The 21,686-nt window shown below is 61.4% G+C and carries 18 protein-coding genes; 7 read left to right on the forward strand and 11 right to left on the reverse strand.

The window, feature by feature from the left end:
• Positions 1-121 precede the first annotated feature (121 nt).
• Positions 122-1,138 carry a DUF4917 family protein gene (locus PSH76_RS20670; RefSeq protein ID WP_305492838.1) on the forward strand — a complete coding sequence of 339 codons (1,017 nt, stop codon included), beginning with the start codon at positions 122-124 and terminating at the stop codon, positions 1,136-1,138.
• A gap of 62 nt (positions 1,139-1,200) precedes the next feature.
• On the opposite strand, the gene PSH76_RS20675 is transcribed toward PSH76_RS20670, so the two are convergent.
• Positions 1,201-1,728: a helix-turn-helix domain-containing protein gene (locus PSH76_RS20675; RefSeq protein ID WP_032893083.1), complete on the reverse strand. Its 528-nt coding sequence runs from the start codon at positions 1,726-1,728 to the stop codon at positions 1,201-1,203.
• 160 nt (positions 1,729-1,888) lie between these two features.
• Here PSH76_RS20675 and PSH76_RS20680 point away from each other — a divergent pair, with 160 nt between their 5' ends.
• From PSH76_RS20680 to PSH76_RS20700, 5 genes are all read left to right on the forward strand, one after another.
• On the forward strand, positions 1,889-2,671 hold the full coding sequence (locus PSH76_RS20680) for an aldolase (protein WP_305492839.1): 783 nt from the start codon (positions 1,889-1,891) through the stop codon (positions 2,669-2,671).
• Between the two features lie 29 nt (positions 2,672-2,700).
• Positions 2,701-3,573 carry a dihydrodipicolinate synthase family protein gene (locus PSH76_RS20685; protein ID WP_003189383.1) on the forward strand — a complete coding sequence of 291 codons (873 nt, stop codon included), beginning with the start codon at positions 2,701-2,703 and terminating at the stop codon, positions 3,571-3,573.
• A 201-nt stretch (positions 3,574-3,774) separates the two neighbouring features.
• Positions 3,775-4,314 carry an RNA polymerase sigma factor gene (locus PSH76_RS20690; RefSeq protein ID WP_032893085.1) on the forward strand — a complete coding sequence of 180 codons (540 nt, stop codon included), beginning with the start codon at positions 3,775-3,777 and terminating at the stop codon, positions 4,312-4,314.
• The gene (locus tag PSH76_RS20695) at positions 4,311-5,279 is read left to right on the forward strand and encodes a FecR domain-containing protein (protein ID WP_305492840.1); all 969 of its coding nucleotides are present in this window, start codon (positions 4,311-4,313) and stop codon (positions 5,277-5,279) included. Before PSH76_RS20690 ends, PSH76_RS20695 begins: the two co-directional genes overlap by 4 nt.
• A 126-nt stretch (positions 5,280-5,405) precedes the next feature.
• The gene (locus tag PSH76_RS20700; protein WP_305492841.1) at positions 5,406-7,964 is read left to right on the forward strand and encodes a TonB-dependent receptor; all 2,559 of its coding nucleotides are present in this window, start codon (positions 5,406-5,408) and stop codon (positions 7,962-7,964) included.
• A gap of 610 nt (positions 7,965-8,574) precedes the next feature.
• On the opposite strand, the gene PSH76_RS20705 is transcribed toward PSH76_RS20700, so the two are convergent.
• From PSH76_RS20705 to PSH76_RS20720, 4 genes are all read right to left on the reverse strand, one after another.
• Positions 8,575-9,792: an SAM-dependent methyltransferase gene (locus PSH76_RS20705; RefSeq protein ID WP_305492842.1), complete on the reverse strand. Its 1,218-nt coding sequence runs from the start codon at positions 9,790-9,792 to the stop codon at positions 8,575-8,577.
• A gap of 134 nt (positions 9,793-9,926) precedes the next feature.
• Positions 9,927-10,544, reverse strand: coding sequence for a TPM domain-containing protein (locus tag PSH76_RS20710; protein ID WP_032893090.1), 618 nt, complete (start codon positions 10,542-10,544; stop codon positions 9,927-9,929).
• 31 nt (positions 10,545-10,575) lie between these two features.
• The gene (locus tag PSH76_RS20715) at positions 10,576-11,304 is read right to left on the reverse strand and encodes a YgcG family protein (protein ID WP_032893092.1); all 729 of its coding nucleotides are present in this window, start codon (positions 11,302-11,304) and stop codon (positions 10,576-10,578) included.
• Between the two features lie 18 nt (positions 11,305-11,322).
• On the reverse strand, positions 11,323-11,934 hold the full coding sequence (locus PSH76_RS20720; protein WP_014717327.1) for a LemA family protein: 612 nt from the start codon (positions 11,932-11,934) through the stop codon (positions 11,323-11,325).
• A gap of 242 nt (positions 11,935-12,176) precedes the next feature.
• Here PSH76_RS20720 and bglX point away from each other — a divergent pair, with 242 nt between their 5' ends.
• Complete coding sequence (gene bglX, locus PSH76_RS20725; RefSeq protein ID WP_305492843.1) at positions 12,177-14,468, forward strand: beta-glucosidase BglX; 2,292 nt, start codon at positions 12,177-12,179, stop codon at positions 14,466-14,468.
• Between the two features lie 184 nt (positions 14,469-14,652).
• Here bglX and PSH76_RS20730 read toward each other — a convergent pair whose 3' ends face one another.
• The 6 genes from PSH76_RS20730 to PSH76_RS20755 form a co-directional block, all read right to left on the reverse strand.
• A complete protein-coding gene (locus PSH76_RS20730; RefSeq protein WP_032893094.1) occupies positions 14,653-15,810 on the reverse strand; it encodes a phosphatidylserine/phosphatidylglycerophosphate/cardiolipin synthase family protein in 1,158 nt (385 codons plus the stop codon).
• A 1-nt stretch (position 15,811) separates the two neighbouring features.
• On the reverse strand, positions 15,812-16,390 hold the full coding sequence (locus tag PSH76_RS20735; protein WP_044272720.1) for a YceI family protein: 579 nt from the start codon (positions 16,388-16,390) through the stop codon (positions 15,812-15,814).
• Between the two features lie 172 nt (positions 16,391-16,562).
• Positions 16,563-17,321: a helix-turn-helix domain-containing protein gene (locus PSH76_RS20740; RefSeq protein ID WP_098952488.1), complete on the reverse strand. Its 759-nt coding sequence runs from the start codon at positions 17,319-17,321 to the stop codon at positions 16,563-16,565.
• 65 nt (positions 17,322-17,386) lie between these two features.
• Positions 17,387-18,829, reverse strand: coding sequence for an amidase (locus PSH76_RS20745; RefSeq protein WP_305492844.1), 1,443 nt, complete (start codon positions 18,827-18,829; stop codon positions 17,387-17,389).
• Complete coding sequence (locus tag PSH76_RS20750; RefSeq protein WP_305492845.1) at positions 18,826-20,136, reverse strand: citrate-proton symporter; 1,311 nt, start codon at positions 20,134-20,136, stop codon at positions 18,826-18,828. The genes PSH76_RS20745 and PSH76_RS20750 overlap by 4 nt, the downstream gene beginning before the upstream one ends.
• 169 nt (positions 20,137-20,305) lie before the next feature.
• Positions 20,306-21,484 (reverse strand): M20 aminoacylase family protein, encoded by a 1,179-nt coding sequence (locus PSH76_RS20755; protein WP_003189359.1) that lies wholly within the window; start codon positions 21,482-21,484, stop codon positions 20,306-20,308.
• Positions 21,485-21,686: the final 202 nt, after the last annotated feature.

The following is a 21,686-nucleotide window of genomic DNA, read 5'->3' on the forward strand; positions in this document are numbered from 1 at the left end:
TCAATCCTCAAAGGCTTTATGCCGACAGAATCAACCTGTACCGCGTGGCGCATCTTGATCAGGATCAATGCCGGCTCGTGATAAAGTCACCCCCCAGCCGATTTCGAGTAGACCCGCCGCAATGAAGGATTTCCAGGATATTGACGCCCACCTTGAAGACTGGAGTGCCCTGCGCGCTGCCGTCGACTTCAGCGGGATTCTGATCGGTAACGGCGCCAGCCGCACGATTTGGGAAGACTTTGCCTACGACTCGCTGTTCGAAAATGCCCGTGCCGTCGAAGAAAAGCCCCTGAGCCCCTCCGAACTCAGCGTGTTCGACGCCTTGCAAACCCGCAGTTTCGAGCAAGCCCTGGGCGCCTTGAAAACCACCAGCCGGGTCAACAAGGCTCTGGCGGTCAGTTCGGCGGCGCCGCGTAACCGCTACTACGCGATCAAGGAAGCGCTGATCAACACCATCCATACCGTGCACATTCCCTGGCGCCTGGTGCAGCCGTCGACGCTGGCGACGATCCACGCAGAATTGGCCACCTACGCCACCGTTTTCACCAGTAACTACGACTTGCTCAACTATTGGGCGACCCTGCACGCACCGGGTATCGACGACCTGTTTCGCAGCGCCGACTCAAGCTTCGACCTGCGCAATACGCGCACCGACATCACCCGCATCCTGTACCTGCACGGCGGCTTGCATCTGGTGCGTAACCTTGACGGCACGGCGCGTAAATTGCCGTCCACTGACAGCACCCTGCTCAGCAGTTTTGCCATCAATAACACGATCAAAACCCTCGACGATGTGCCGCTGTTCGTCAGTGAAGGCAAGGTGCAGGAGAAGCTCAAAAGTATCCGCAGTTCGGATTATTTGTCGTTCTGTTATGAACAGCTGTTGAGCCACGAAGGCGCGCTGTGCATCTTCGGCCATGACTTGGGGCCGCAGGATAAACACCTGGTGGATGCTATTGGCCAGGCCAGCATCAGCACCCTGGCGATCTCGGTGTCGGGGCGCAGTGATGGGTTTATTCGTCAGCAGAAGCGGCGGTATTCGGAGTTGTTCGAGGGCAGTGGCGTAACGCTGAAATTCTTTGCGGCGCGCACTCATCCGCTGGGCAATCCGGCACTGTCAGTCCCTGTGGAACGCTGATCAAAATGTGGGAGCTGGCTTGCCTGCTCCCACATTGACTGCATTTCAATGAGTAAGAAGGGTCACTCCTCAGCGCTGTGCACCACCACCAACAGCTGTGCCTGCACCTCTCCCACCGAGCGAATCCGGTGGGGTTTCTGCGCGTTGAAATGCAGCGCATCGCCGCGCTCCAGCAGCACGCGCTCGTTCATGAAATCCACTTCCACCTGGCCTTCATGCACGAATAAAAACTCCTCCCCCAGGTGCTCCTTGAAGGTCTTGTCGGTGAACTCAGCCGGCGGGTAGATGATGAACGGCAACAGGCTGCGTTCGCTGACTTGATGGGCCAGCACCGCATAACCCGGCGAGGTGTCGGGCCGCTCATGGCTGCGCACCAGGCTGTAGCTGTCGAGGCTGACGTTGTCTTCGCTGAACAGCTCTTCGACCTTCACGTTCAATGCCTTGGCCAGTTTCAACGCCGCTGCGATGGACGGCGTATTGAGCCCGCGCTCGACTTTCGACAGGTAACTCTTGGTCATCCCGGATTTTTCGGCCAGGGCCTCCAGGGTCACGCCAAGTTTTTTTCTTAATATTTTCAAGCGGATAGACATTTGCTGCGGTTAATCCATGCAGAAAGCGATGAGACAGGCTTGCCAATGACACAAAGTGTCATATAGCATCTTTAGTGTCATTTGCATTCACCCAACGACCTTGCGAGCAGCGGGCGACCAGCAAATCCGACGTCCATTGAACCACCCAAAGGACACCGATATGGCCAAGACATTAGCACTCCCAAAAGACCAACTGGTCAAGCAAGCACTGAGCCAGATGCAAAACAGCCTGGCAGATAATACGTGGACCGACCGGCAAAAGCTGGCGCTGACCTGCCGAATCCTGTTCGAGTACGGCCACGACTCCGGCCTGGCAGGGCAGATCACCGCACGCGGGCCGACGCCCGGCACCTACTACACCCAGCAACTGGGCCTGGGTTTTGACGAAATCACCGCCAGCAACCTGCTGCTGGTCAACGAAGACTTGGAGGTGCTGGAAGGCCACGGCATTCCCAACCCCGCCAACCGTTTTCACACCTGGGTGTACCGCGGCCGACCGGATGTAAACTGCATCATCCACACGCACCCCACGCACATCGCCGCGCTGTCGATGCTGGAAGTACCGCTGCAGGTGTCGCACATGGACCTTTGCCCGCTGTACGAAGACTGCGCATTCCTGGAGGCCTGGCCCGGCGTGCCGGTGGGCAATGAAGAAGGGGAAATCATCACCACGGCCCTGGGCGACAAGCGCGCCATCCTGCTCTCGCACCACGGGCAGTTGTCCACCGGGGCCAACATCGAAGAAGCCTGCGTGATTGCGCAGTTGATCGAGCGTGCTGCCAAGTTGCAGTTGCTGGCGATGTCTGCGGGCACGGTCAAACCGATCCTGCCGCAGCTGGGGCGCGAGGCCCATGACTGGATCTCCAAGCCCAAGCGCCACGGCGCCGCGTTCAACTACTACGCCCGGCAAAACCTGCGCAAGCACGCCGATTGCCTGAACTGATTGCCCCTTTTTCGACCGGAGTTTCCCCCATGTCCAACCCAACCATTCACGGCATCATCGGCTACACCATCACCCCCTTCAGCGCCGACGGCCAACGCGTTGACCTCGACGCCCTCGGGCATTCCATCGACCGCTTGATCAACAGCGGCGTCCACGCCATCGCGCCCTTGGGCAGCACGGGCGAAGGCGCTTACCTGAGCGATGCCGAGTGGGATGAAGTCAGTGCCTACAGCATCAAGAAGGTCGCCAAGCGCGTGCCGACCATTGTCAGCGTGTCCGACCTCACCACCGCCAAGGCCGTGCGCCGCGCCCGCTATGCCGAAGAGCACGGCGCCGATGTGGTCATGGTGCTGCCGGCCTCGTACTGGAAACTCAGTGAAGCGGAAATCCTCGCCCACTATGCCGCGATCGGCGACAGCATCGGCGTGCCGATCATGCTCTACAACAACCCGGCCACCAGCGGCACCGACATGTCGGTGGAGCTGATCCTGAGGATTCTCAAGCAGGTCGAAAACGTGACCATGGTCAAGGAGAGCACTGGCGACATCCAGCGCATGCACCAGTTGAAACTGCAAAGTGACGTGCCGTTCTACAACGGCTGCAACCCGCTGGCACTGGAAGCCTTCGCGGCTGGCGCCAAAGGCTGGTGCACCGCCGCGCCGAACCTGATCCCGCAACTGAACCTGAGCCTATATCAGGCCGTACTGGCCGATGACTTGAACAAGGCACGCGAGCTGTTCTACCGACAGTTGCCCTTGCTGCAATTCATCCTCAAAGGCGGGCTGCCGGCGACGATCAAGGCCGGGTTGCGCTTGACCGGCTTGGAAGTGGGTAACCCACGCCTCCCGGTATTCCCTCTGGGCGAAGCAGGGATCGAGCAACTGAAAACACTTCTGAAGTAAACACCCGCCCCCTGTAGGAGCGAGCTTGCTCGCGAAGAACGCCAACGATAACGCAGCCCATCGGGTGTTCGTGTCGCCTGTTGGTTTTTCGCGAGCGAGCTCGCTCCTACCAGAAGATGGCACTTGCATAGAGACAAATGACAATAGTTCTCGATATCATTCACGACTTTTCCAAGCCGTGCTTCGTCAAGAAGGATATCCATGTCTCGTCCCCAGCCCGACCCGTCGTCGGCCGATGCCTGTCGCGGGTTTTATGCAGACATTCTGTATTTCCTGCGTAAACGCACGGACAACGCCAGCGACGCAGCGGACATGGCCCAAGATGTATTTACCCAATGGCTGGGCTACCGCGACCGGGCCAAGGTCGAGCAACCACGGGCGTTTCTTTTCCAGATGGCGCGCAATCTGCTGCGCGATCATTGGCGCAAACAGAAAGTACGGCAAACCATCCACCCTGATCATGCCGAAATGGATGCCGAGCCGGTCACTGACGAGCACAACGACCCCATGGCTGCCGCCCTGCGCCTGCAACGCCTGGAGCAGTTGAAAGAAGTCCTCGCCGAACTCTCGCCCCGCCGCCGAGAAGCCCTTATGCTGCACCGCTTCGAAGGCTTGAGCCAGGCGCAGATCGCAACGCGCATGGGCATCTCCACCAGCATGGTGGAAAAGCACATCGCCTTTGCCCTGCTGCACTGCAAGCGACGCCTTCAACCCGACACCGGCACGGAGCAGCCAGAATGAACCGCCCCAGCGACACCAACGCGCTGGACAGCCAAGCGAGCGATTGCATCGACGCCCAGGCCGCCAGTTGGTTTGCGCGCAACCGCAACGAAGTCAGCCGCGCCGACCGTAAAGCCTTTGCCGCCTGGCAGGCGGTGCCCGCCCATGCGCGCGCCTATGCCGAATTCGAACAGCTGTGGGCCGACCTCGCCCAGTTGCAACAGCTAAATAAACCAGTGGCACTGCCCAAGCGTAAGCTAAGCCTCTGGCGCCCTGCCCTGGCGGTGGCCGCCGCCGTGCTCTGCGCGGTGTTGGCGACCTCTATCGGCACACCGCGCGAGCTGTATCACAGCCAGGTGGCCACCCATGCCAAAGGCATGCGCACGTTGAATCTGCCGGATGGCAGTACCTTGTATGTGAATGCCAACACCCATATCCGCGTGGACTTCAACGCCCATCAACGGGTGCTGCACCTGGACAAAGGCCAGTTGTATATCGAAGTGGCGGCCGACAAGGAACGCCCCCTCTACGTACAAGCCGGCGAGTCGAGCGTACGGGTGGTGGGCACTGCTTTCGATGTGCGCCGTGGGCAGCAGCAATTGGTGGTCAGCGTTGCCCATGGCCAGGTCGCTTTCGCGCCAAATAGCAAAAGCCCCGCCACCCTGCTCGGCGCCCAGCAGCGGGCCTCCTACAACTACGCCAAAGGCACCGTGCAACCGCAAAGCCTCAGCGCCGAAGAGGTCGCCGATTGGCGCAGCGGGCACTTGGCATTTCGCAATCGCGAACTGGCCAGCCTGATCGACGAGTTGAGCCTATACCGCCCGCAGACGTCGTTGCAGGTGAGCAAGGCCGTCGCGCAACTCAAGGTATCGGGCAACCTTGACGTGAATGACCCAGACGCCCTGCTCAACGCCTTGCCCGCGCTGTTGCCGGTGAAAACCGTACTCTCGGCCGATGGCACGATAAGAATCGAGCCGAGCAAATAAACGGCAACCTCACACATGAGAATATTTTGCATTCGCATGTGTGGTTTTTTTTGCCTGCCCCGTCTTCCTCCTGTCTGTGTTTGATACGCACACCTTTTTGGCTATTTAGCCGCTCCGGGGGATTTCATGTTTCGCGCGCCTTGCCACGCTTCGCACCTGTTTCTTCGACCGACACTCATGGCCACGTGCCTGGCCTTGAGCCTCTGCGCCGAGGCCGAGTCGTTCAAGCTGCACCTGCCGGCCCAGCCGTTGGCCACGTCCCTGAGCCAGGTGGCCCAGCAGGCGAAAATCCAGCTGCTGTTCGATGAAACCCTGCTCAAGAACGTGCAGGCCCCGGCGCTTAACGGTGACTACACCCCGGAAGTGGCCATTCGCTCCCTGCTCAAGAACGGTGAACTCATCCTGCTCAAGGTCGGCAGTACCTACGTGGTGCGCCCCGATGCGGGCAAAACCACCAGCGGTGGCGCGATCCAGTTGGACACCCTGAGCGTGATCGGCACCGGCAATGAGGTAAACGCCAGCACCGTCAACCGCTCCACCCTGACCCAGGCCGACATCGACCGCTACCAGTCCAATAACATCCCCAGCCTGTTGCAGACCTTGCCCGGTGTCAGCCAGGGCGGCTCGCTGAAACCCGGTGGCCAGACCATCAACATCCGTGGTTTCGGCGATGCCGAAGACGTACCGCTGACCGTTGACGGTGCCACCAAGACAGGCTTTGAGCGTTACCAGCAAGGCACGGTGTTTATCGAGCCCGAGCTGATCAAGCGCATCGAAGTGGAAAAAGGCCCCAACTCGCCGTTCACCGGCAATGGCGGCTTCGGCGGCACGGTCAACATGGTCACCAAGGACGCCCCCGACCTGCTCCAGGACGGCCGCAACAGCGGTGCGATGCTCAAATATGGTTACTCCAGCAACGACCATGAGCAGGTCTACAGCAGTGCCGTGTACGGCCGTACCGACGATGGCCGTTTCGATGCGCTGGCCTACCTGACCCAACGCGACGGCGGCGATATGAAAGTGGCCGCCAAGTTGCCCAACGACAACAATGAGTACCCGATCAACCCCCAGCGCCTGCCCAACAGCGCCCAGGATGTGGACGGCAAGCTGTTCAAGGTCAACGCGCATTTTACCGATGAGCACAGCGTCGGGCTGTCGTACTCGCGCTCCCACAGCAACCGCTGGACGCCGTTTTCCGCCGCCAGCTACCCCACGCCGCCCACCCAGTTCAACATCGACCGCTACGGCTACGAAGGCGCGTTGAAACGTTTTCTCGCCCACCGTGACACGGTCGACACCACCTGGTCGGGCAAGTATGAATACCAGCCGCTGGACAACCCGCTGGTGGACCTGACCATCAAGTACTCCCAGTCCAACACCGAGCAGACCGATGAGCGTGACGCCACGGCGTTTTTCCAGTTGGCCACCGGTGGGCGCAAGATGGACACCGCCTACACCGACAAGCTCCTGGATATCCGTAACGTCAGCCTGTTCGACACCGGCCCCTTGCAGCATGCCGTGACGGTCGGCGGGCAAGTGCGCAAGCACACCCGCGAAACCGAAATGTGGATGCCCGGCGCCACCTACAACACGCCGCGCTACAACTACGGGCACTTCCAGCCGGGCTTCATGCCCCACGGCAAAGTCGATACCAACAGCCTCTTTATCCAGGACGCGGTGACGTTGGGCGACGTGACGATCACACCGTCGCTGCGCTATGACCATGTGCGCAACCGCGGCGAAGGCAACGATGCGCCCTACTACAACAACCCCAACCCAGCAGTGGGTCACGACTACAGCGACCGCACCTACACCGGCTGGTCGCCACGCTTGGCGCTGTTCTGGACCGTGACGCCGAATGTGGGGCTGTTCGCCAACTGGAGCCAGACCTGGCGCGCCCCGGTAATCGACGAACAATACGAAGTGCAGGGCGTGGGCAGCCGCACCGCCACCAGCGTCGACCTGGACCCGGAGCGCATTACCTCGATCACCCTGGGCAACATCACCAGCTTCGACAACCTGATCGCCCAGGACGACAACCTGCAACTGCGCACCACCCTGTTCCACAACAAGGTCGAAGACGAGATCTTCAAGGCCACCGGCGTAGGCTGCCAGAACCAGGCTGTCAACGGCGGCAGCATCGCTTCAGCGTGCCCGCCTGGGCCGATGTCCAACTACCGCAATATCGGCAGCCTGACCATCAAGGGCGTTGAGCTCGAGTCGATCTACAACTCCACCTACCTGTTTGGCTCGGTGTCGTTCGCCTATGCCAAGGGCCAGCACCAAGGCGCCTACACCAACCCTTGGGGCCCGGACGTAGCCGCACGAGACATCCCGCCGACCAAATGGGTGCTGGTCCTGGGCACCCACATCCCGGCCTGGGATGCCCAAGTGGGCTGGATGGGCCAATTCATCGGCGCCACCGACCGCCTGCCCAGCGACAAATACTCCGGCGGCCCAGGCTCCAGCATCGGCGATCTGTTCTACGACCAATACGGCAACAAGCGCTACAACACCCAGGGCCTGTTCGCCAAATGGACACCGCAACAGGCGTACCTCAAAGGCACCGAGGTGAACTTCACGGTGGACAACCTGTTCAACAAAAACTTCCGCCCAGCCTTGAGCGGCGACCGGGCGTACACCAAGGGGCGTGATGCGAAGATCAGCGTGACGCGGTTCTTCTAAGCACACACGTATTCCAAATGTGTGTGTGGCTTGCCTGCGATAGCCATAGGTATCTACACAACTTTTGGGCTGTAGCAGCAGACGGTAACCACGATGCGAAGCGAGTCGCTCTTGATCTTGATCTGCTTGTGATCTTGATCTCAGGCGCCCCGTTAAACCACGCTGGCCGGAATTCGACAGGGATTTGGGGGGTAAACCGGCAGGGATGCCGGTTTAGCCGCCCCGCGCCATGGATGGCGCGTGGCGGCGGCCCCCCAAATCACTGGCGGATTACGGGCACACCGAGCCTAGGCGAGGTGCCGAGTGGTGGGGCAAGAGCGTTTTGCTTACTTTTGCGCTGTTCAAAAGTGAGCCGCCGTCAGGGCGGAACCCTAAGCGGCCGTTACCGCAGCAATGGATATGTACACAATCCAACTGTGTCGCCTGCCAGGCCGCCTTCGCGAGCAAGCCAGCTCCCACATTTGGATCGCGGGGCGTCAGCTAGATAGGTGTCGGCTGGCAGGCCGTCATCGCAGGCAAGCCCACATTTGGATCGCGGGGCGTCAGGTAGATATGCACTGGCCGCCGGGGCCGTCACGGGAGCAAGCTCCCACAGCGAACCGCGCCCATTTCAGGCCAGATAGCCATCCCCGCGCAACAGGGTTTCCAGGCAGTGCTCAGTGATGTGATAGAACGCCTTGAGCTCCTGGATTTTCGCCAATAGCTGCGCATTGTCCACAGGCTCGGCACGTTTGACCGCCAGGATCATCTTGTTCTTGTTGGTGTGATCCAACGAGATGAACTCGAACACCTTGGTCTCATAGCCACAGGCTTCAAGGAACAACGCACGCAGGCTGTCAGTGACCATTTCAGCCTGCTGGCCCAGGTGCAGGCCGTATTGCAGCATCGGCTTGAGCAGCGCCGGGCTCTGGATCTGCAGGCGAATCTGTTTGTGGCAGCACGGCGAGCACATGATGATCGACGCGCCGGAACGGATGCCGGTGTGTATCGCGTAGTCAGTGGCGATGTCGCAGGCGTGCAAGGCAATCATCACGTCCAGCTCACTGGGCGCCACGCTGCGTACATCGCCGCATTTGAACACCAGCCCCGGGTGTTCAAGGCGTGCGGCGGCGCTGTTGCACAGGGTGACCATGTCTTCACGCAACTCGACACCGGTGACCTCGCCCTCGGCCTTGAGGGTATTGCGCAGGTAATCGTGAATGGCGAAGGTCAGGTAGCCCTTGCCCGAGCCGAAATCGGCGACACGCACCGGGCGGTCGAGCTGCAACGGCGACGACGTCAGCGCATGGCTGAACACTTCGATGAACTTGTTGATCTGCTTCCACTTGCGCGACATCGAGGGGATCAGCGCCTGCTTGGCGTCGGTCACGCCCAGGTCGGCGAGGAACGGCCGGCTCAGGTCGAGGAAGCGATTTTTTTCACGGTTATGCTCGGCCGACGGCGCCTCGCGCAGTTGCTGCGGTTTGCTTTTGAACAACGAGCTTTTGTTCTTCTTGCTGTATTCCAACTGGGCTTCGTCGGTCAGCGCCAGCAAGTGCGCGTTCTTGAACGAGTTGGGCAACAGCTCGGCAATCGCCGCCACGCCGTCGGCCACGGGAAAGTTCTTGGTGATGTCGCGAGTCTTGTAGCGATAGACGAACGACAGGCAGGGCTGCTCCTTGACCACCACCGGCTTGATGATCAGCCGCTGCAGTTCGGCTTCTTCACCGACGTACTTGGCCAGCACCAGCTTGATAAAAGCGTTCTGCGCCAGGCTTGCACTCAACAGTTCGATGAACTGGGCATGATGATCCGGCGCAGGGCGGGCAGGTTGAGCGGTGACGGACATGAACAAAAACGCCTCGGGTAAAGAATGCCGGGCATTTTAGGCGGGATGGGGGTTCAGGGCACGGGGTTATTTGATCAACGGTCAATCAGCTGCCCTGTGTAGGAGCGAGCTTGCTCGCTCCTACAAAAAAGCGGTTATTCGAGTACGACCAGGCGATTGGGCAGCTCGTTGCGGGTTTGGGTCACCGGCACATGCACCTTGAGCAACTCGCCACAGGCTTCAACGCAGGCGATAAACCCGGCCAGCGTCTGCCCCTGTTTCACTTGCTGGGTAAACGCCTGGACAATGGCGTCCCAATTGCTGTCATCCAGGCGCTTGGAAATCCCTTCATCCACCAGGATCTCCACATAACGCTCGGCCTCGCTGACAAAAATCAGCACCCCGGTGCTGCCCACCGTGTGGTGCAGGTTCTGCTCCATAAACTGCCGCCGCGCCAGGTTGGACGCACGCCAGTGGCGTACCGAGCGCGGGATCAGCCGGGTGGTGACCTTGGGCAAACGGAACACCAGGCACAGCACAATGAACGTCGCCCACTGCGCCACCAGCAAGGTGTACATGGTCAAGTAGCCCGACAGGTAATGCACCACGCCAGGCACCACCAACGCAATCAAGCTCGCCCACAGCAACGGAATGTAAGCGTAGTCGTCGGCGCGCGCCGCCAGCACGGTGACCAACTCCGCGTCGGTGGTTTTCTCGACCCGGGCGATCGCTTCGGCGACTTGGCGCTGCTCGTGTTCAGTCAGTAATGCCATGGTTGTAGATGCTCTATTTTCGTTATTGTCATTACCAGCCGCCCGAAGCCCCGCCACCGCCAAAGCCCCCGCCGCCGCCGCGGAAACCACCGCCACCGCCGCCCCCACCGCCGCCGCGTCCACTGCTGTTGAGAATCGCCAGCAGGATGGCGCCTACCGGCAAGCCCATGCGGTTGCACAACCACAGCACGCCGATCAGCAGAATAAACAGGCCGATGGAAAAGCCGGGATTATCCATGGCGAAGTTGGCATCTGCCACATGGGCCGGCACCGCCAAGGGCTCACCGCCCACCACCTGGATCATCGCGGCCACGCCATCGCTGATGCCCTGGCTGAAATTGCCGGCCTTGAACTTGGGCAGGATCACCTGGTTGATGATCACCCAGGATTGCGCATCGGTCAGCACGCCTTCCAGGCCATAGCCGACTTCGATGCGCAACTGGCGGTCATCACGGGAGACGATCAACAGCGCGCCGTTGTCCTTGCCCTTCTGGCCAATGCCCCACTGGCGGCCCAATTGATAACCGTAGTCCTCAATGGGCACGCCTTGCAGGTCGGGCACGGTGACCACCACCAACTGGTCGCCCGAGGTTTGCTCCAGCGCCTGCAATTGCTGGGTCAGTTGCTCGCGCACCGCTGGGTCGATCATCTGCGCGCTGTCTACAACCCGCCCGGTCAGCGCCGGGAAGGTCAGCGCCGCCTGGGCCACGCCCACGCAGGCCAACAGCCACAGCGCCAGGCCTATCCGTAATAAACGCATCGACACCTCAGTGCAGCCTTATTTGAACTTCACTTGCGGCGCTTTGTCGGCATCGGCGCTGGTGGCTTCAAACGTGGCACGGATCGGCAAATCGCTGTACATCACGCTGTGCCACAGGCGGCCCGGGAAAGTACGGATCTCGGTGTTGTAAGCCTGCACGGCTTGGATAAAGTCACGACGAGACACGGCGATGCGGTTCTCGGTGCCTTCAAGTTGCGATTGCAAGGCCAGGAAGTTCTGGTTGGCCTTCAGGTCCGGGTAACGCTCGGACACCACCATCAAACGGCTGAGTGCGCCGCTCAGGCCATCCTGGGCTTGCTGGAACTGCTTGAGTTTTTCGGGGTTGTCCAGGGTGCTGGCATCCACCTGGATCGAGGTGGCCTTGGCCCGCGCTTCAATCACCGCGGTGAGGGTTTCCTGTTCGTGGGCGGCATACGCCTTCACCGTTTCCACCAGGTTGGGGATCAGGTCGGCACGGCGCTGGTACTGGTTCTGCACCTGGCCCCAGGCGGCCTTGGCCTGTTCGTCCAGGGTCGGGATGTTGTTGATGCCGCAACCGCTCAGCACGCTGCTGATCAGTAACAGCGCCGCAGCCTTGAAGCCCCAGCGATAAGTGTGTGCTGCTTGCATGGTGTTTCTCCTGCCCAATCTGGATGGAATGTGACGACTAACCCTATAAACCACGCGCTTGGGGCATAATCCGCCACCACTGGAATGCTTCGAGCCAATCAGCTACAAAGATGCCCAGCGCGAAAAAGAGTTCAGAGTGTGCTGCATTTATCTGAACAACACCCGAACAACAATAGACGTTCCCCACATTTTGGCCGACAGCATCGCTTTCAATGCTGCGCAGTAGCCGAAAAAGGATATTCATGAAAAAGCTGTGTTTGCTCGGCCTTGTTGCCACGCTGGCCACCCACCCCGTCTGGGCAGAAACAAAGCCTGCTGCGCTTAACGACAAGGACGCCTTTGTCAGCGACCTGCTCAAGCAAATGACCCTGGATGAGAAGATCGGCCAATTGCGCCTGATCAGCATCGGCCCGGAAATGCCCCGCGAGCTGATCCGCAAGGAAATCGCCGCCGGCCGCATCGGTGGCACGTTCAACTCCATCACTCGCCCGGAAAACCGGCCGATGCAGGACGCGGCCATGCGCAGCCGCTTGAAGATCCCGATGTTCTTCGCCTACGACGTGATCCACGGCCACCGCACCATTTTCCCGATCAGCCTGGCCCTGGCCTCCAGCTGGGACATGGACGCCATTGGCCGCTCCGGGCGCATCGCTGCCCAGGAGGCCGCCGCCGACAGCCTCGACATCACCTTTGCGCCGATGGTCGATATCTCCCGCGACCCACGCTGGGGCCGCACCTCCGAAGGTTTCGGTGAAGACACCTACCTGGTGTCACGCATTGGCGAAGTGATGGTCAAGGCGTTCCAGGGCACCAGCCCCGCGAATGCCGACAGCCTCATGGCCAGCGTCAAGCACTTTGCCCTCTATGGCGCGGTGGAAGGCGGGCGGGACTACAACGTGGTCGACATGAGCCCGGTCAAGATGTACCAGGACTACCTGCCGCCCTACCACGCGGCGATCAAGGCCGGCTCCGGCGGCGTGATGGTGGCGCTCAACTCGATCAACGGCGTGCCCGCCACTGCCAACACCTGGCTGATGAACGACCTGCTGCGCAAGGACTGGGGCTTCAAGGGCCTGACCGTCAGCGACCACGGTGCAATTTTCGAGCTGATCAAGCACGGCGTGGCCAAGGACGGGCGTGAAGCCGCTAAGCTCGCGATCAAGGCCGGCATCGACATGAGCATGAACGACTCGCTGTACGGCAAGGAATTACCTGGGTTGCTCAAGTCCGGCGAGATCCAGCAGAGCGACATCGACAACGCCGTGCGCGAAGTGCTCGGCGCCAAGTACGACATGGGCCTGTTCAAGGACCCGTACCTGCGCATCGGCAAGGCCGAGGATGACCCGGTCGACACCTACGCCGACAGCCGCCTGCACCGGGCCGAGGCCCGCGACATTGCGCGCCGCAGCCTGGTGTTGCTGAAAAACCACAACGACACCCTGCCGCTGAAAAAATCCGCGACCATTGCCCTGGTCGGCCCGCTGGCCAAGGCGCCCATCGACATGATGGGCAGTTGGGCTGCTGCCGGCCGGCCCGCGCAATCAGTGACCCTGCTCGACGGCATGAACGCCGTGATCGGCGAAAAAGGCAAAGTGCTCTATGCCCGTGGCGCCAACATTACCGGCGACAAAGCGGTGCTCGACTACCTCAACTTCCTCAACTTCGACGCCCCGGAAGTGGTGGACGACCCGCGCCCTGCCCAAGTGCTGATTGATGAAGCGGTGAAGGCGGCGAACAACGCCGACGTAATCGTCGCGGCGGTGGGCGAGTCCCGTGGCATGTCCCACGAGTCGTCGAGCCGCACCGACCTGAACATCCCGCAAAGCCAGCGCGACTTGATCAAGGCCCTCAAAGCCACCGGCAAGCCGCTGGTGCTGGTGCTGATGAACGGCCGTCCGCTGTCGATTCTGGAAGAAAACCAACAGGCCGATGCGATCCTGGAAACCTGGTTTTCCGGTACAGAAGGCGGCAACGCCATTGCCGACGTGCTGTTTGGCGACTACAACCCATCGGGCAAGCTGCCGATCACCTTCCCTCGCTCCGTTGGGCAGATTCCGACCTACTACAACCACCTGACCATCGGCCGGCCATTCACCCCAGGCAAGCCGGGCAACTACACCTCGCAGTACTTCGATGACACCACAGGCCCCCTGTTTCCGTTTGGCTATGGCCTGAGCTACACCACGTTCAGCCTCTCGGACATGGCGCTGTCGTCCACCACCCTGAACAAGACCGGCAAGCTCGACGCCAGCGTCACCGTGAAGAACACCGGCAAGGTCGACGGCGAAACGGTTGTGCAGTTGTATATCCAGGACGTGGCCGGTTCGATGATCCGCCCGATCAAGGAGCTGAAGAACTTCCAGAAGGTCATGCTCAAGGCCGGCGAAGCGCGCACGCTGCACTTCACCATTACCGAGGACGACCTGAAGTTCTACAACAGCCAGCTCAAGTACGCGGCCGAACCGGGTGAGTTCAATGTGCAGATCGGGTTGGACTCCCAGGACGTGCAGCAACAAACCTTCGAACTGCTCTGATCTGAAGCTGTGATCGTTCCCACGCTCTGCGTGAATGCCGCCCTGGACGCTCTGCGTCCGCTCTTGTGACGCAGAGCGTCACCGTATGCGTTCCCACGCAGAGCGTGGGAACGATCCTAGCACGCGTTATCGTTGACGTTTTTCGCGAGCAAGCTCGCTCCTACATTGGGTTGAGGTGGCCCGCCTAGCCGCGTCGATCCAGCAGGTTCACCACCAGACGATCAATCCAGCCCCACACTCGCTGCTTCACCCGCCGCCACAACGGCCGCGCCTTCCATGCCTCCAGGCTCACCGCCTGGCTCTGGGCAAAGTCCGCTTCGAAACTGCCCACCACCGCTGCCGTCAATTGCGGGTCCAGTGCTTCCAGGTTGGCTTCCAGGTTGAAGCGCAGATTCCAGTGGTCGAAATTGCATGAGCCAATGCTCACCCAATCGTCCACCAGCACCATCTTCAGGTGCAAAAAGCACGGCTGGTATTCAAAGATCTGCACGCCTGAACGCAGCAGGCGCGGGTAATAACGGTGCCCGGCGTAACGCACCGACGGGTGATCGGTGCGCGGCCCGGTGAGCAACAGACGCACGTCCACACCGCGCCCAGCCGCCCGGCGCAAGGCACGGCGCACGCTCCAGGTGGGCAGGAAGTACGGGGTCGCCAGCCAGATACGCGATTTGCTGCTGTTCAAGGCGCGAATCAACGATTGCAGAATGTCGCGGTGCTGACGCGCATCGGCATACGCAACGCGGCCCAGCCCCGGCCCGGTAGCGGGCACCTTGGGCAAGCGGGGCAAACCGAAATGGGTCGCCGGTTTCCATTCTCGGCGCGCGGCGTTAGCGTGCCATTGCCGGTCGAACAGGGCCTGCCAGTCCAGCACCAGCGGGCCGCTGATTTGCACCATCACTTCGTGCCAGTCGGCGGTGTCTTGGCCCGGCGTCCAGAATTCGTCGGTGACGCCCGTACCACCGACCACGGCGACACGCTGATCAATCAGCAGCAACTTGCGGTGATCGCGATACAGGTTGCGCATCCAGCGCCGCCAGCTCAGACGGTTGTAAAAGCGCAACTCCACGCCGGCATCGGTCAAGCGCTTGCGCAGCCCCAGGGTAAACGCCAGGCTGCCGTAATCGTCGAACAGGCAACGCACGTGCACGCCGCGTTCGGCGGCCAGCACCAGTGCCTGCACCATCGCTTCGGCGCAGGCCCCGGCTTCGACCAGGTACAACTCAAGGTCAACCTGCTGCTCGGCCCGGGCGATGCCCACCAGCATCTGCGGAAAGAAATTCGGCCCGTCGATCAGCAATTCGAACTGATTGGCGCTGCGCCATGGGAACACTGCGCCGCTCATGTCAGCGCGCCGTGAAGATCAGCACCGCACCCACCGGCACTGACAAACTGATCGACTTGAGCCCCGCTGCCTTGCGCAAGGCGGCTACACCCGGTGCCAGGTCAAAATCCTCGGCATGCAATACCACAGGCTCCAGGGTCACCACTTGGAAGCGTCGATCATCCAGGCGCGTGGCCAACAGCTCGGCGCTGTAGGTCTGGGTCTTGCCGTGCAGCGTGACGCTCAGGGGCAGGCGCAATTCCAACTGCGCGCCGGACGCCAGGTCGTTGATGGGTTGCAGATTGATCTGCGCGCTGATCTGCGCTTCGGGGAAGGTCTTGATCTCGAACAGCTCTCTACGCATGCGCTCGTCGCGCAGCGGGATGCCGCTGTTGATCGACTCCAGTTCCACTTCCAACTGAGCCGCGCCTTTGGCATCGACCTTGCCGTGCAGCACCAGGAAGCGCTGCACTTCGGCAATCTCGGTGTTTTTGGTGGTGACGAAGGACAGGCGTGAGGATTCGTTATCCAGGTACCAGTCGGCGTGGGCGGGCACTGCTGCAGCGGCCAAAAGGGCGAAGGCCAAGGGTTTGATTGACATTGAAGACTCGCGGGGGAAAACCTGAGCGAACCATAAGCGCAATCTCATGAACGGCGCAAATTCATTGTGGGAGCGGGCTTGCTCGCGAAAGCGCAGTGCCAGTCAATACATGTGTAGCTGATACACCGCCTTCGCGAGCAAGCCCGCTCCCACATTTATTCGGCGGTGACTATCAAACCAGCGCTCGCTGCACTTCGCAGATCGTTTCTTCAAGGCTGCCCATATGCAAATTCAGCACACGCTCCACCGGCGCCTGATGCATCGGCCAATGCAACGCCATGCTCCCCACCAGGCGGCCATTGGCGCGCACCGGCAGCGCCACCGCCCGGATCAGGAACGGCAAACGCACAGGATATTCCCAATAGCCCTCGGTACGCTGGCCGAAGCCCTGGTGCTGGGTTTGCTCGCAGGCGCGATAGTGCTCGTCCGCCGCCATATGATTGCGGCCTGCCAGGCGCTGTACTTCTTCGGCCGGCAATTGCGTCAGGCACGCCTTGCCCATCGCCGAGTGGAACAGGCTGGCGTACTGGCCGACGATCTGGCAGTTGTTCGGGTACAGCTTGCGCAACACGCTGGGGATCGCACTTTCCATGACCTCCAGGCGTTCGCCATCGAAGCACGACAAATCCACCACCAGCCCGGTGCGCTCGCTGAGTTCCAGCAACCAGGGCGCGGCGCTCTCCACCACCTGGCGCTTGAAGCGTTGCTGGGTATCGCCGAATAAGCGCCGGGCACGCAGGCGGTAACGTCGATCACTCAGGCCCCGATAGACCCAACCCTGCTCCTGCAAGGTCAGCAACATGCGCGACACCGTGGCCTTGGGCAGGCACGTGAGGTAGTGCAGCTCTTCCAGCCCCAGGGCCTGGTGCTCGCCCAGCAACTCGACGATTGCCAGTGCGCGCTCAACCGAGCGTACGGTGCCTGTCTCCATGTTCGATCTCCCTGTTGCCGGTGGATGATCTTTTTTTCACAGCAAGATACAGGCCCGGTCAGCGCTCAGCGGGTCGTTGCAAGGCACGCCGGCGGCCGCCGTTGTACCCATTGGGTCAGTTGCTCATGGGCGTAGGCCAATTGCAGCACGGCCCTGTCGGCCTGGGCCGGGCCAATGATTTGCAGGCCCATGGGCAAGCCCTGGGGGTTGAAGCCCACGGGGATGCTCATGCTCGGCAAACCGGCGAGGGTCGGGCCGATCACCACTTCCATCCAGCGGTGATAAGTGTCCATTTCACGCCCGCCGACGAGGCGTGGCCACGGCTGTTGTGCATCGAAAGGGAACACCTGAGCGGTGGGCAACAGCAGGAAATCGTAACGTTCAAACAACTTGGCCAAGGCGCGGTACCACTCACTGCGGTCCACCGACGCCTGGTACACCTGTTGAGCGCTCAAACCCTGGCCGCCCTCCACTTCCCACTGGGCCTCGGGTTTGAGCAGTGCGCGTTTTTTCGGGTTGGCGTAGGCCGCGCCGAGGTTGCCGTGCACCAGCCAATGGCGGTGTACCAGCCAGCAGCGCCACAGGCGCGCCATGGAAAAGTCCGGTTGGCAGCTGTGCACTTCACAGCCCAGCCTGGCGAAATCGTCCAGCGCCGCCTCGCACAGGCTCATCACGCCATCATCCATCGGCAGATAACCGTTGTAGTCCCCCAGCCAACCGAGGCGTGCTCCCTTGAAGTCGCGCTGCAACGGCTGGCCCAGCACCGCCGGATCGGCCTGGGAGGACAGCGGCGCGCGGGGATCGTAACCGGCCTGGATGCTCAGCAACCGCGCCACATCCGTGACGCTGCGCCCCATCGGGCCTTCGGTGCCCAGTTGCTGCACGAACAGCTCCGCCATCGGCCCGTGGGGCACCCGCCCTTGGGAGGGGCGCAAGCCGAACACGTTGTTGAACGCCGCCGGGTTGCGCAGCGAGCCCATCATGTCGCTGCCGTCGGCCACCGGCAGCATACGCAGCGCCAAAGCCACCGCCGCCCCGCCACTGCTGCCGCCAGCTGCAAGGCGCGGGTCATAGGCATTGCCGGTGGTGCCGAACAGCGTGTTGTAGGTGTGGGAGCCCAGGCCGAACTCCGGCACGTTGGTCTTGCCGATGATGATCGCACCACTGGCCCGCACCCGCGCCACGCTGATGGCGTCTTCGCCCGGCACATGCTCGGCGAACAGCGGTGAGCCCAAGGTGGTGCGCAAGCCCTGGGTGGCCGCCAGGTCCTTGATGGCCTGGGGCATGCCATGCATCCAGCCACGGGAGTGGCCCTGGTCCAACTCGCGATCGCAGGCCCTCGCTTCGGCCAGCACGGCCTCGCTGTCGCGCAGTGACACCAGCGCATTCACGCCGGGGTTAAAGCGCTGGATCTGCGCCAGATACGCCTGCATCACTTCTTCACACGACACCTGCCGCCCATGAATGGCTCGCGACAGTTCAGTGGCATCCCAATCAACAATACTCAAGGCTTCACCTCTCTGGAAAACGGCAGCGGCTTACTCGCACGCGGTGCCTCGCGCATGCAATAAGTGCCCAGCAGCGTCAGCACGCACGCAAACAATACATAAAACGACGGCGCCACCGGTGTGCCCAGCACTTTGCTCAGCCAGGTCACGATCAACGGCGCGAAACCACCGAACACCATCACCGCCACGTTATAGGCCACCGACACGCCGGTGGAGCGCACCTCAATGGGGAACTGCTCGGCCAATGCCGTCGGCGCTGGCCCGAAGAACCCGCCAATCGCGGTGCACAACATCACCTGCATCACCAGCAAGCGCTCAATGGACGGCGCGGCGGCCACCCACACATACAGCGGGTAGACCATCACGAAAAACGCCAGGGTGAAGGCCATCAATACCGGCCGCCGCCCCAACCGATCCGAGAGCAGGCCGGACAAGGGGATCACCACGGTCATCAGCGCCACCGCAAACATCTGCACCATCAACACCTGGTCCAGCGGCAGGCCGAGGTTCTTGTGGGCGAAGGTCGGCATGTTCACCAGCACCACATAAAACGACACCGTCGCGCCGCACGCCAGGCCCATCGACACCAAGATACTGCGCCGATGCTCACGCAGCACTTGCATGAGGCTCGGCGCCGGGCCGGTGGCTTGCTTGCGCGCTTCGATGAATTCTTCCGGGTCTTCCATGTGCCGACGGATCCACAACCCCACCGGGCCGATCAACAAGCCCAGCACAAACGGCAGGCGCCAGCCCCACAGGTCGAGGGTCTTGGGCGAAAAGAAATGCGTGACCAACGCCACCATCGCCGCCCCACCGAACACCGCCAGGCACTGCCCCACCAATTGCCAGGAGCCATACAAGCCCTTGCGATGGGCTGGCGCGCTCTCTACCAGAAATGCCGTGGCGCTCGCGTACTCACCGCCAGTGGCAAAGCCCTGGAGCATGCGCGCCACCACGATCAACAACGGCGCGCCCATGCCGATGGCGGCATAGTTCGGCGCGAAGGCGATCAGCGCGATGGACACGGTCATCAGCCGGATAATCAACTGCATCGCCGCCTTGCGGCCTTTGCGGTCGGAGTAGATGCCCAACAGGATGCCGCCCACCGGACGCATGAAAAAGCCCACGCCGAAGGTGGCCAGCGCCATCAGCAGCGAGGCGTACTCGTCCTCCGAGGGAAAGAACTGCCGGGCGATGATGCTGGCCAGAAAGCCGTAGACGATAAAGTCATACCACTCCAACGCGTTGCCGATCACGGCCGCCACCACTTGGCGGGTGCGCGAGACACCAGGTTTTGCAGTCTGCATGAGGAACACTCCATTCAACCGATCAGGGAAAGGGTCCAGCGGCAGAAAAAGACGTTACTGTAGGAGCGAGCTTGCTCGCGAAGGTCGTCAACGATGACGCAGCGCTATTAGGGAGCACGTGTCGCCTGTGGGTTTTTCGCGAGCAAGCTCGCTCCTACAAGGGTTCGGGTTAGCCGGCTGGCTTCAGCCAGCTCTCGGCCAGCGCGCCCCAATAGGCGGCGCCGGTCAGCAGGATGTCGTCGTTGAAGTCATAGGCGGGGTTGTGCACCATCGGCCGCGACACGCCGTTGCCGATAAACAGGTAACTGCCGGGGCAGCGTTGCAGCATCCAGGCGAAGTCTTCGCTGCCCATCAGCGTGCGGGTGTTGCCATCCACGGCGTCGGCACCGAGCAAGGCCACGCCGACTTGGCGGGCGAATTCGGTTTCTTCGGCGTGGTTGACCAGTACCGGGTAGGCCGGGCGGTGTTCGACCTGCACGGTGCAGCCGAAGCTGGCGGCCTGGGTCTGGATGATTGCGTTGACCCGCTCCAGCATCTGTTCGCGTACCTTGGGGTTAAGTGCGCGCAGGCTCAGGCGCAGCAGGGCTTGCTGGGGAATCACATTGGCGGCTTGCCCCGCTTGCAAGGCGCCGACCGTGACCACGGCGGCTTCCTGGGTGTCGATATTGCGCGCCACCACCGTCTGCAAGGCCATGACCATGCTCGCCGCCGCCACCAGCGGGTCCACGGTCAAATGCGGCATCGAGCCGTGGCCACCTACGCCTTCAAGCGTCACGGTAAGCAGATCCTGAGAGGCCATCATCGGCCCCACTCTCAAGCCCAGATGCCCCGCCGGCAAGCCCGGCATATTGTGCATACCGAACAACGCCTCGCAGGGAAAACGCTCCAGCAAACCGTCCGCCAACATCGCCTCGGCGCCGCCCTGGCCTTCTTCGGCGGGTTGGAAAATCAGGTTCAAAGTGCCGTGAAATTGCCGCGTCGCCGCCAAGTAACGCGCGGCGCCGAGCAACATGGTGGTATGGCCGTCATGGCCGCAGGCATGCATGCAACCGGCGTGCTGGCTGGTGTAGGCCGCGCCGGTATTTTCGATGATGGGCAAGGCGTCCATATCGGCACGAATCCCCAACGTGCGCGAGCTGTTACCATTGCGCAGCACGCCGACCACACCGGTCTTGCCGATGCCGGTGTGCACCTCGTAACCCCACTCTTTAAGTGACTGTGCGACCAACGCTGAGGTGCGGTTCTCTTCAAAGCCGAGTTCGGGATGGGCATGGATATCGTGACGCACAGCGTGCAAGTCGCTGGCAACGTCGCTGAGCCAATCCAGGATGTGCTGGTGCGGGCGCATGGTGATTCTCCTCACAGGCGGGTGGTCCCGTTCTTGTTGGCGACACATCGACAGCTAAGCGCGATGTGGGCGTGAGGACAATCAAAGGTGGTTCCACTCTGTGGAACCTCAGGGTCGAGCTTTTTTCCGTGGACCCACACACATCCATAGGTGGGAGCTGGCTTGCCTGCGATGGCGGAGTGTCAGCCAAACATTTGTAACT

Source organism: Pseudomonas sp. FP215 (assembly GCF_030687795.1).
Taxonomy (GTDB): Bacteria; Pseudomonadota; Gammaproteobacteria; order Pseudomonadales; family Pseudomonadaceae; genus Aquipseudomonas; species Aquipseudomonas salmasensis.